The organism is Actinospica sp., assembly GCF_035552695.1.
Lineage (GTDB): Bacteria > Actinomycetota > Actinomycetes > Streptomycetales > Catenulisporaceae > Actinospica.
In genome coordinates, this window is the sequence record NZ_DASZKT010000110.1 from 1 (window position 1) to 11,956 (window position 11,956).

Genomic DNA, 11,956 nt, shown 5'->3' on the forward strand with positions numbered 1-11,956 from the left:
TGGTTCACCCGGCACACGTTCAGATCGCGGATAACGATGCTGGTCGTGGCGGCGGTGGGTCTCTCCGTGGCCCTCGGCGCGCTGATCAGCTACATCGCGCTCAGCAGGACGATCAATGACAATCTGGACAATGACCTGAGAAGCCGCGCGGTAATCGTGGCCAACACCGGCCTCGCCGATCCGGAACAGCTTCACAATGACGGCGCATTGGCGTTGGCGATGTCCGGCCTCCAGGAGACGATTGTCGGAGCCAGCGGCTCGTCAGTCATGCCGAGCAGCATCAACGTCACGACACACACCGGCACCACGCAGATCAACAATCAGGCGCCTTGGGGCCTGCCGGAGCAGGAGGTCGCGCAAGGCACGCTCGCGTACTCACTACGCACGGTCACCGCGAATGGGCAGCAGTACCGTGTCTACGCGTTGCCGAACGACTACCGGGATCCGGAGACTGACTTGCCGGCCGCACCGGACACGGCGGTGGTCGTTTCCATTTCGCTGGCATCGACCGAGAACACACTTAACACTCTGGCCACCGTCTCCCTCATCGTCGGGCTCATAGGGATCGCGCTCGCCGCGGCCGCCGGGTTCGCGATCGGGAAGGCGGCGTTGCGGCCGGTCGAGGAGCTGTCCAACGCGACCGAGTACATCGCGCGGACCGGGGACCTGCGCAGCCTGCCCGTGGTCGGCGACGACGAGCTCGCGCAGCTCACCCGCAACTTCAACACCATGCTCGAGGCTCTGGCGCGTTCCCAGGAGCATCAGAAACGGCTGGTCGCGGACGCCGGACACGAGCTGCGTACGCCGCTGACCTCGATCCGCACGAACCTCGACCTGCTCACCCAGGTGATGGCCGCGCCGGACGACGATCGGCTGTCCGCCGACGACCGCGTCGAGCTCATGAACGACGTGCGGGCGCAGATGGAGGAGCTCTCGCTACTCATCTCGGACCTCGTCGAACTGTCCCGCGACGAGCAGCCCTCGCACACGATCGAGCGGCTTGACCTGCGCGACATCGTGGACCGGGCGACCGAGCGGGTGCAGCGGCGGGCGCCGGCGCTGACGTACGACCTGCAGCTCTCGCCGTGGTATCTGGACGGCGATCCGGCCTCGCTGGAGCGGCTGGTCACCAACCTGATGGACAACGCGGCGAAGTGGTCGCCGGAGGACGGGACCGTGACCGTCACGCTCGCGGACGGGCTGCTGCAGATCGCCGACCAGGGGCCCGGCATCGCCGAGAAGGACCTGGAGCACGTATTCGAACGCTTCTACCGGTCGCCCGAGGCGCGGGCCACGCCGGGTTCGGGGCTCGGGCTGGCCATCGTGCGGCAGATCGCGGAGAACCACGGCGGACGCGTCGCGGCGGCACGCGCTCCGGGCGGCGGTGCGCTGCTCGGCGTGTGGCTGCCGGGCTCGCCCGTCGCCGAGGAGCTACCGGCCGGCGCGCGATCGCGGTAATCCGATCGGCCGCACCCTGGCCGTCCTCATCACTCGGTCGGCGGAATCCTCATCAGGATCTTCTGCCCCAGAAGCCAGATGCCAGGTCTCGTCCAGAGGCCTGGCATTTCGTTTCGATAACGAACTCAGATTCCACAACGACTTCTCCATACTGTCTCAGCATGGTCTCAGCCGTCGGGCCGAGAGTACTGGCATGACCGAGACGCCAGACCTCCCCTCCACGCCCGAGCAGCCGCGCCCGGCGGACCAGGAAGCCGACCGCGAGCTGGTACCGGCCGCCGTCCTGCCGCAGCAGGGTGAGACGGCCTCGGCTCCGGAGTCCACCACGCCGCTGCCGGTCGACCCCGCGCCGGCGACTCCGATCGCGCCGAGCGCGCAGGACTCGTCGGGTGCCCCGGGCGACGCGCAGCCGGGCGGCACCGGCGCGGCCCCGGGCGACGGCTCGGGCTGGCTGCAGGAGCCGCCCGCCTCGCTCGCCCCGCCGAGCGCGCCCGGCAGCGCCCCGGCGTCCGGCACACCCGCTCCCGCGCCCGCCCCGGCGCCCGCGCCGTACGCGTCGCCGACTCCTACTCCGACTCCGGCTCTGGCGGCCCCGGCTTCGACTCCCGCCACCGCTCCGGTGCCCGCGTACGCCGCGCCGAGCCCGAGCCAGGCCGCCGCGTACGAATCCGGCGAGCAGGCCGCGCCGAGCTGGGCCTCCCCCGCGTCCGGCGGCCTGCCGCCGTACGGCGAGGGCCCAGCGCCGATCGGCTTCGAGCCCGCGCCGGCCAAGTCCGCGAAGAACCGCACTCTGCTGACCGCCGCGATCGTCGCGGCGATCGTCGGCGGCGGCGTGGGCGCCGGGATCAGCTACGCCGTGCGCGGGAACTCCGGCACCGACGTGACCTCGTCGACCTCGGTCAACACCAGCGGCCTGAACACCGGCTCGGCCAACGCGACCGCGGTGACCGCCGTGGCGAAGCAGGTGCTGCCGTCCGTCGTGACGATCACCGTCGCGCCGACCTCGTCCAGCGCCAACAGCAGCTCGTCCTCGTCGTCGGGCGACATCGGCACCGGCATCATCCTGAGCTCCACCGGCGAGATCCTCACCAACAACCACGTGATCTCGACCGCGGCCGCCGGCGGCTACACCATCACCGTCACCTTCGACGGCGGCGCCAACGCCCAGGCCACCATCGTCGACCGGGACCAGACCAGCGACCTCGCGGTGATCCAGGCCGCCAACGTCAGCGGCCTGACCCCGGCGACGCTGGGCGACTCCAGCAACGTGCAGGTCGGCCAGGAGGTCGTCGCGATCGGCGCCCCGCTCGGCATGTCCAACACCGTGACCAGCGGCATCGTCTCGGCGCTGAACCGGCCGGTGATCCCCGCCACCGACAGCAGCGGCTCGGGCAGCAGCACCCCGTCCACCTCGACCACCGCGCTGGACGCCATCCAGACCGACGCGGCGATCAACCCGGGCAACTCCGGCGGCCCGCTGATCGACATGAACGGCCACGTGGTCGGCATCAACGCCGCCATCGCGAGCACCGGCTCCAGCTCGCTGGGCAGCAGCGAGTCCGGCTCGATCGGCCTCGGCTTCGCGATCCCGATCTCCCAGGCCGAGCCGGTGGTCAAGGAGCTGCAGGCCAAGCAGACCCCGACGCACTCGGTGCTCGGCGTGCAGGTCCAAGACGCCTCGACCACCGCCTCGCACACCGGCGCGGTGCTCGCCGCGGTGACCTCCGGCGGCTCGGCGGCGCAGGCGGGTCTGAAGACCGGCGACGAGGTCATCAAGCTCGACAACCAGGAGATCGACGGCTCGGACGCGATGGAGGCCGCTGTGCACTCGTACCGGCCCGGCACGAGCGTGCAGATCACCTACCTCCGCAACGGCCAGCAGGCGACGACCACGGCGACGCTGGCCTCGGCGAGCGACTCGAGCAGCTGAGGTTAGTCGCATGCGCGGCTGGTCGTACAAGTAAACGGTGGTGACCCCGCACCGGGGTCACCACCGTTTACTTTGTCCGTTGCCACGGCGTCAGTCTGACTCGTCGTCGTCCAGGTCCTGCATGGCCGGGTAGCGGACCGGGCCGCTCTGGTCGGCCGCCAGCACCACGTGCGCCGCGGAGACGGTGAGCGTCGCGGGCGACTGCTCGCCGATCGCGTCCGTCCAGGAGCCGTCCGGATTCTGCATGCCGACCAGCCGCGCGGCTATCCGCCGGTTCCAGCGGTCGCCGGGCCGGGTGCACGCGCCGAACCAGGCCAGGTCGGACGCGTCGAAGTGCTCGAAGCTGCGTCCGACCACGTCGAGGAGCCGACGCACCACCATGATCCGCGCCTGCGTCCGCAGCACCCGCGCGGCGAGCCAGTGCGCGACGAGGGGCGCGGGCAGCCGTCCGTGCGGATCGACGAGCCACTCCAGGACACCCGCGGCCTTGGCGACGGCGTCCGGCTCGGCGTTGTAGTCGGCCAGTATGGCCGCGCAATTCGCCGTCAGATACGCGCGGGCGCCCGGTGATCCCGGCAGCAGCCAGTGCGGGATCTCGAACAGCGGCGTGCTCGGGCTCGGCCCCTCGTTCCAGGTGCCGTCGGCCGCCTGAGCGCGGGTCAGGAACGCCAGCGCGGCCGGGATGTCGGCGGCGAGCGACTCTGCGGGCAGGCCGCGCAGCAGGAAAAGCTGGTAGCAGGTGCCGTCCAGGGTGGAGAGCCCCGCGGACCAGAAGGCGGGCCAGCCGCCGTCCGGATTCTGCGGCGCCGCGGGCTGGATCGGCCCGCCCTCGATGTTCCGGCCTACCAGTGCGGCGAATCGCGCGCGGTCGAGGGCGTCACCGTGCGCTTGCACGTATTCCCACGCCGCCGCCAGCGACTCGGTGCTGCCCTCGTTCACGCGAGGAACCGTAGCGGTACCTCAGTACTTGCGTCCAGGGTCATTCTGACTCGTACACCGATCGCAACCCGTCTGTCACCAGCAGCGATTCATGGACTCCCCGAGTATCCGGTGGTTTTCGTCCACGATCGCCGCACGGCACCGCGCCCGCCGTCTTCGGGCCCTGAGCCGCCCCATCAACTGCCGGCGACGGCGCGCGCACCGAGCGTTCACCCGCTGCTCAGGTGTCAGTAGTCGTAGATGAGTCTTTCTCAGAGTTAACGTCTGACATATTCCAGTCCTAACAGACGTTCGAATCCCTGTGGAGGCCATGCTCATGCAGCCCCGCACTTCGTCCCCCGTACGCCGCCGCGTCGCCCTCGGCACCGCGCTCATCGCGCTGTCCGGCACGGTAACGCTGGCCTCGGCCGCGGGGGCCCAGGCGTCCGCCCCGTCGTAGTCCGGCACGTGGCTGCGCCCCGGTGACCTACTGGTGGCCACCAGCGTCTACCAGAACGGCGCGGCCATCGTGGCCGGCAGCACCCAACTCCCCCCGGGCTGCGGCGGTTCCAGCTACGACCCGTGCGCGACCGCGGTGACGGGCAGTCAGTATCCGTACGTCTTCAACAACGACGGCGTAGACGCCAGCTTCGGCGTCACTTCCCCGGTCACGCTCAAGGAGCTGACGCCGTCCGGTCGGCAGGTCGGATCGACGGAGCTGTCCGACAGCACACAGCCCGGCGTCAGCTCGTCCTCCGACCAGATGGTCACCAGCTTCTCCTCCAAGTCGGAGCTGGCGCTGAACCTCTCGACCAACGGCCGGTACCTGACGTTCATGGGGTACAACGCCGCCTCGGGCTCGGTCGACGTCTCGAACAGCAACACCCCGGGCGTCATCGACCCGACCTCCGCCGACCCCGGCGCCCACTACCGGGAAGTGGCCCAGCTCGGCGCCGACGGCAAGGTCCGGTACACCGAGACCAACGCCTACGCCGGCAACAACGGACGGGCCGCGATCATGAACGACGAGCCGGGCGCGGACCTCTACTACACCGCCGGCAACGCGGGCAACGGCGCGAACCCGGAGCCGGCCGGCGTCATCTCCGGCGCGGGCGCCCAGATGATCACGCCCTCGACCCTGCCGCTCAAGGAGCAGAGCCCGGGCCAGCCGACCCCGGTCGGCAGCTTCAGCACCACCGAGGTCGGGAACGCCGCGGACAAGGCCGGCAAGGACGACAACTTCCGCGGCATCGCCGCGTACGACAACGTCCTGTACTACACCAAGGGCAGCGGCGGCAACGGCATCAACACCGTCTACTTCGTCGACACCAGCGGCACCGGCTGCCCCTCCGGGTCGGGTGTTCCGGTGGCCGGGGCCAAGCTGCCCACGAGCTCCGACCTCGCCTACAACACGAACGACCCCGCGCTCGGCCTGACCGCGAAGAACCCCGGGCTCACGCCGGAGAACATGTGCGTGCTCAAGGGCTTCCCGACCGCACCGGCGAAGAACGCCACCGACGCGAGCAACTACCCCTTCGGCCTCTGGTTCGCCAACCCGTACACCCTGTACGTGGCCGACGAGGGCGCCGGTGACAACGCCTACGACGCGGCGACCAACACCTACAGCGCGGCCGCGGCGTCGGCCACGGCGGGACTGCAGAAGTGGGTGTACGACCCGGCCGCCGGCCAGTGGAACCTCGCCTACACCCTCCGGACGGGCCTGAACCTCGGCACGCCGTACTCCGTGGCCGGCTACCCGACCGGCGACAACAACGGCCCCGGCGGCACGGGCCTGCCGTGGGCGCCCGCGACCGACGGGCTGCGCAACCTCACCGGCCGGGTCAACCCGAACGGCACCGTGTCGATCTGGGCCGTGACCTCCACCGTCAGCGGCGGCGGAGACGAGGGCGCGGACCCGAACCGGCTGGTGTCGATCACCGACAAGGTCGCGGCCAGCACGCTCCCGTCGAAGGAGAGCTTCCACACCGTCGTGGCCCCGGCAAACAAGACCGTGGTCCGCGGCGTCTCGTTCACCCCCGGCACGCACCTGTCGACCGGTGGCGGCACCTGGAACAGCACCGCGGACAGCACCGTCTTCGGCGACGTCCCGCGGCAGCAGTCGGCGTCCGTCAGCTGACCGCCGGACCAATGCACTGATCCACTGAGGGCGGCGGCCTGTCTGGGCCGCCGCCCTCGACGGATGCGGATGGATCGCAGCAGGTGCCCGCTTAACGTCCAGCGGCGCTCAGACTATTGATTGAGTGCACTTATTCGAATCGCGCAGAATTCGTCAGCCGTGTCCACGTAGCGGACCGACCTGTGAGCCTTAGCCGCCGCTGCTCGATCCGCGAAGACCACAGGCGTCGGCGATCACCGTGGTGAAGTATTCGATCCGCCTCGGACCCGCGGCCGAAGCCGATCGCACAGAACCTCCCAATGAACCCACTGAACATGCTAATCCCAGCCGCAGTCAGCACGTTCAGTGGGTTCATTGGGAGGTTCACCGTGAGGCAGCGCCCAGAATCAGCTGCAGCCGCTGGTGGAGCCGCAGCCTTCGCAGACGTAGCACGAGCCGGCCGGGCGCATCTTGGTGCCGCAGTTGGCGCAGAGCGGGGCGTCGGCGGCGTGGCCGAGCTTGGCTTCCAGCAGCTCCATGGAGGAGTGCGCGGAGGATGGGGCGGCGGCCAGGGCTGCGGCGGCTGTGCCGCTTCCCGTCGCGCCGCTGTCCGTGGTGACACCGCCCGTCGCGCTGCCGCTGTCGGCCGGGGCGTCGCCCTCGGCCTTGTTCGGGGCGTGGCGCTCTATCGGCGCGGACTGGGCCAGCTCGGTGAAGTCCGTGTCGGAGGCGTCCTCGGCCGGCAGGTACGAGCCGGTCTCCAGCTGGCGCTGGCGCTCGGAGGCCGAGTAGATGCCGTAGTCCGCGCGCACGTCGAAGGGCAGGTAGTCCAGCGCGAGCCTGCGGAAGATGTAGTCGAGGATCGACTGGGCCATCCGCACGTCCGGGTCCTCGGTCAGGCCCGCCGGCTCGAAGCGCATGTTGGTGAACTTCGAGATGTACGTCTCCAGCGGCACGCCGTACTGCAGACCCACCGAGATGGCGATGGAGAACGCGTCCATCATGCCCGCGAGGGTCGAGCCCTGCTTCGCCATCTTGAGGAAGACCTCGCCGAGGCCGTCGTCCGGGTAGGAATTGGCGATCATGTAGCCCTCGGCGCCGCCGACCGAGAACGAGGTCGTCGTGCCGGTGCGCGACTTCGGCAGCCGCTTGCGGGTCGGGCTGCGCTCGATCACCGTCTGCACGATCGGGGCCGGCGCGGACTGCGCGGGGACGGCGGTGGACGCGGCCGCCTCGGCCGCCGCCCTCGCCGCGGCCTCCTTCTTCGCGCCCTTGGCGTCCTGCAGCGGCTGGCCGACCTTGCAGTTGTCGCGGTAGACCGCGAGCGCCTTCAGGCCCAGCTTCCAGCCCTCGTAGTAGATCCGCTCGATGTCCTCGACGGTCGCCGACTCCGGCAGGTTGACCGTCTTCGAGATCGAACCCGAGATGAACGGCTGGATCGCGGCCATCATCAGCACGTGGCCCATCGGCGCGATCGAGCGCTCGCCCATCGCGCAGTCGAAGACCTCGTAGTGCTCCGGACGCAGCGCCGGGGCGTCGACCACGTGGCCGTGCTCGGCGATGTAGGCGACGATCGCCTCGATCTGCTCCTGCGGGTAGGCCAGGTTCTTGAGCGCGCGCGGCACGGTGTTGTTCACGATCTGCATCGAACCGCCGCCGACCAGCTTCTTGAACTTGACCAGCGCCAGGTCCGGCTCCACGCCGGTGGTGTCGCAGTCCATCATGAAGCCGATGGTGCCGGTCGGGGCCAGCACGCTCGCCTGGGCGTTGCGCCAGCCGTTGACCGCGCCGATCTCCAGGCACCGGGCCCACTCGGTCTTCGCCGCGTCGAGGATCTCCGTGTCGAACTCCTCGAGCGTGTGCACCTGCCCGGCCGCGTCGGCGTGCTTGCGCATGACCCGGGCGTGCGGCTCGGCGTTGACCGCGAAGCCGTTGTACGGGCCGACGATCCCGGCCAGCTCCGCCGAGCGGCGGTACGCGGTGCCGGTCATCAGGGCCGAGATGGCGGCGGCGATGGCCCGGCCGCCCTCGGAGTCGTACGCGTGGCCGGTCGCCATCAGCAGCGCGCCGAGGTTGGCGTAGCCGATGCCGAGCTGGCGGAAGTCGCGGGTGGTCTGGCCGATGGCCTCGGTCGGGAAGTCCGCGAAGCAGATCGAGATGTCCATCGCGGTGATGATCAGCTCGACGGCCCTGGTGAACAGCTCGTGGTCGAAGCTGTCGTCGTCCTTGAGGAACTTGAGCAGGTTCAGCGAGGCCAGGTTGCAGGAGGAGTTGTCCAGCGACAGGTACTCCGAGCACGGGTTCGACGCGGTGATCCGGCCGGTGTTCGGGTTCGTGTGCCAGTCGTTGATGATGTCGTCGTACTGCAGGCCGGGGTCGGCGCACTCCCAGGCGGCGGTCGCGATCTGCCGGAACAGGTCCTTCGCGTCGACGTTCTCGATGACCTCGCCGGTGGTGCGGGCGAGGAGACCGAAGTCGGCGCCCTCCTCGTACGCGCGCATGAACTTGTCGTTCACCCGGACCGAGTTGTTCGCGTTCTGATACTGGACCGAGGTGATGTCGCCGCCGCCGAGGTCCATGTCGAATCCGGCGTCGCGCAGCACGCGGATCTTGTCCTCTTCGCGCGCCTTGGTCTGCACGAACTCCCGGACGTCCGGGTGGTCCACGTCGAGCACGACCATCTTCGCGGCACGCCGGGTGGCGCCGCCGGACTTGATGGTGCCGGCCGACGCGTCGGCGCCGCGCATGAAGGAGACCGGACCCGAGGCGTTGCCGCCGGAGGAGAGCAGCTCCTTGGACGAGCGGATCCGGGAGAGGTTCAGGCCGGCGCCGGAGCCGCCCTTGAAGATCAGCCCCTCTTCGCGGTACCAGTTCAGGATCGAGTCCATGGTGTCGTCCACGGACAGGATGAAGCACGCGCTGACCTGCTGCGGGCTCGCCGTGCCGACGTTGAACCAGACCGGCGAGTTGAAGGAGAAGACCTGGTGCACGAGCATGTGCGTCAGCTCGTGCTCGAAGATCTCCGCATCCTCGTCGGTGGCGAAGTAGCCGTGCTCCTGGCCCGCCTTGCGGTAGCTCTGCACGACGCGGTCGACGACCTGGCGCAGCGAGGTCTCGCGCTGCGGAGTGCCGAGCGCGCCGCGGAAGTACTTGGTGGTGACGATGTTCGCCGCGTTGACCGACCAGAAGTCGGGGAACTCCACCCCGCGCTGCTCGAAGTTGACCGAGCCGTCCCGCCAGTTGGTCATCACGACATCGCGCGACTCCCAGGTCACCGCGTCATACGGGTGCACGCCCGCGGTCGTGTACACACGCTCGATCCGCAGACCGCCACCCGGGGCGACGGCCGGGGCCGCGGATTTCGCCGTCGTCTTGCTCCTGCTGCTCGTCTGACCGGGCACCGCTGCTCCCTTCTTGCCGCTCCGGCGGGCGCTGCCGCTGATGGTCTCCGTCATTCCCGCTTCCTTCGCGTGTATAGAGGTCAACAATCCAAGGCGCGGTCAGCTTCCCCACTGGCGCGTTCGGCGTTGCCGCGTGTTCATTCAGTTCTGAGCGTCTTGAACGTCTTGGGTGCGCAACTCGGTGATGGCCTTCTCGAAGTCCTCGAGGGACTGGAAGGCCTGGTAGACCGAGGCGAAGCGCAGGTAGGCCACGAGATCGAGCTCCCGCAGCGGCCCGAGTATCGCCAGACCCACCTCGTGCGAGGGCAACTCGGCGGCGCCCTGGGCGCGCACGGTCTCCTCGACCCGCTGGGCGAGCTGGGCGAGCTGGTCCTCGGTGACCGGGCGGCCCTGACAGGCCTTGCGTACGCCGGTGACGACCTTGTCCCGGCTGAACGGTTCGGTGACGCCGCTGCGCTTGACCACGAGCAGGGCGGCGGTCTCGACGGTGGTGAAGCGCCGGCCGCACTCCGGGCAGGACCGGCGGCGCCGGATCGCCGTGCCGTCCTCGGTGGTGCGCGAGTCGACGACGCGCGAGTCCGGATGGCGGCAGAAGGGGCAGTACATGCGTTCCACTTCCCTTCTCTCAACGGCCGCGACGGCTTCGGACGACGGCGTCATCCGGGGCGCCCGCTGCGGCCATGACAACCTGCACTTGCGTTGATACCACAAGTTCTAGATGTTCTGCCGGGGCTTCCCACAAGATGTAGTGCCACGGTAGTCCTCCGTCGAGCGACCGCGCAAGCCGGAGTCCCCCGTTCAGCCCTGCCCCGGCGGCGACGCGCGACTACGCTGCGCGATCCGGGCCGGTCGCGGGCCGGTCGCGGGCCGGTCTCCGGCAAGCACGTCCGGTGAATTCCGCAAGGGTGTTCGCCGCAAATTCCTTCGAGAGGATGAAATCGGTCGCGCGGACCGGGATTTTCGGCGCGGATGGCGCAAGATTGCTCCTGGGAGGCATTAGGCCCTGCCCCGGACTCCGGTGCGGTGGACGAGTTCGACGGCGTCTCATTCGAACAAGTGTTGGGCGTTTGTCGGTGGCCTCGGCTACCGTTGTCGAGTGAAGGGAAGGGGATTGATCCGAGATGAGCGGACAGGGCGTCGTGCGACAGCGCAAGGGCTCGGCTGACAAGCCGTCGGGACGGGCCGCAATCACCGCGGCGGGGGGCGGGGGCACGAAGGCCGCGAAGGCGGCGCGCGCCGCCGGCAAGACCGCCGCCGGGCGGCCGGCCGCGGCGTCCGGGGAGCCGGAGGCGGTGACGAAGGTTCCGCTGGCGCTCCGGCTGACGGACCGTCAGTGCCGCATCATCGAGGTGATTCAGGACTCGATCGACCGGCGCGGCTATCCGCCCTCGATGCGCGAGATCGGCGAGGCGGTCGGGCTGAATTCGACCTCTTCGGTGCGCCACCAGCTGGTCGTGCTGGAGTCGAAGGGCTTCATCCGGCGCGACCCGAACCGCCCGCGCGCCTACATCGTGCGCGGCCCGAGCGATCCGACCCAGGCCTGGCGTGCCCGGATGGCGCAGAGCCAGGGCGCCAGCGGCGTGCTCCCCGCCGAGCAGCCGGCCGCCACCTCCGTCGGCCGCGCCCAGTCGGCGCTGTCCAACCTGGGCAGCACGATGGCCGCCAGCGCCCAGTCAGCGATGGCCGCCCTCGGCGCGCTCGGCGGTTCGGTCGGCGCGATGGAGTTCGTCCCGCTGGTCGGCCGCATCGCCGCCGGTGGCCCGATCCTCGCCGAGGAGTCCATCGAGGAGCTCATCCCGATGCCGCGCTCCATGGTCAGCGAGGGCACGCTGTTCGCGCTCACCGTCGTCGGGGACTCGATGATCGAGGCGGGCATCATGGACGGCGACACGGTCGTCATCCGCCAGCAGCCCAGCGCCGAGTCCGGCGAGATCGTCGCCGCGATGATCGACGGCGAGGCGACCGTCAAGCAGCTCAAGATCACGCACGAGGACGACCGCCACGAGATCTGGCTGATGCCCCGCAACCCGAGCTACGACCCGATCCCCGGCGAGGAGGCCATCGTCCTCGGCCGCGTGGTCACGGTGATGCGCCGGCTGTAGCCCCCGGCCTCGCTCCTCCCCGCCGCGGGCG

At 69.8% G+C, this 11,956-nt stretch carries 8 protein-coding genes; 5 read left to right on the forward strand and 3 right to left on the reverse strand.

Annotation, left to right across the window (positions count from 1 at the left end):
* Window positions 1–1,458: HAMP domain-containing sensor histidine kinase (locus VG296_RS13305; RefSeq protein WP_325565993.1), on the forward strand; the 1,458-nt coding region annotated here is incomplete at its 5' end.
* A 193-nt stretch (window positions 1,459–1,651) separates the two neighbouring features.
* The gene (locus VG296_RS13310) at window positions 1,652–3,388 is read left to right on the forward strand and encodes a trypsin-like peptidase domain-containing protein (protein ID WP_325565994.1); all 1,737 of its coding nucleotides are present in this window, start codon (window positions 1,652–1,654) and stop codon (window positions 3,386–3,388) included.
* A gap of 90 nt (window positions 3,389–3,478) precedes the next feature.
* Here the strand turns inward: VG296_RS13310 and VG296_RS13315 are convergent, their stop codons facing one another.
* Window positions 3,479–4,327 (reverse strand): hypothetical protein, encoded by an 849-nt coding sequence (locus tag VG296_RS13315; protein ID WP_325565995.1) that lies wholly within the window; start codon window positions 4,325–4,327, stop codon window positions 3,479–3,481.
* A 316-nt stretch (window positions 4,328–4,643) separates the two neighbouring features.
* Between VG296_RS13315 and VG296_RS13320 the strand changes: the two genes are divergently transcribed.
* A complete protein-coding gene (locus VG296_RS13320; RefSeq protein ID WP_325565996.1) occupies window positions 4,644–4,766 on the forward strand; it encodes a hypothetical protein in 123 nt (40 codons plus the stop codon).
* A gap of 33 nt (window positions 4,767–4,799) precedes the next feature.
* Complete coding sequence (locus VG296_RS13325) at window positions 4,800–6,443, forward strand: hypothetical protein (RefSeq protein ID WP_325565997.1); 1,644 nt, start codon at window positions 4,800–4,802, stop codon at window positions 6,441–6,443.
* Window positions 6,444–6,829: 386 nt separating this feature from the next.
* Here VG296_RS13325 and VG296_RS13330 read toward each other — a convergent pair whose 3' ends face one another.
* A complete protein-coding gene (locus VG296_RS13330) occupies window positions 6,830–9,748 on the reverse strand; it encodes a vitamin B12-dependent ribonucleotide reductase (RefSeq protein ID WP_414641092.1) in 2,919 nt (972 codons plus the stop codon).
* 216 nt (window positions 9,749–9,964) lie between these two features.
* Window positions 9,965–10,429, reverse strand: coding sequence for a transcriptional regulator NrdR (gene nrdR / locus VG296_RS13335; RefSeq protein ID WP_325565999.1), 465 nt, complete (start codon window positions 10,427–10,429; stop codon window positions 9,965–9,967).
* A gap of 515 nt (window positions 10,430–10,944) precedes the next feature.
* Here nrdR and lexA point away from each other — a divergent pair.
* Window positions 10,945–11,925 carry a transcriptional repressor LexA gene (gene lexA, locus VG296_RS13340; RefSeq protein WP_349259548.1) on the forward strand — a complete coding sequence of 327 codons (981 nt, stop codon included), beginning with the start codon at window positions 10,945–10,947 and terminating at the stop codon, window positions 11,923–11,925.
* Window positions 11,926–11,956: the final 31 nt, after the last annotated feature.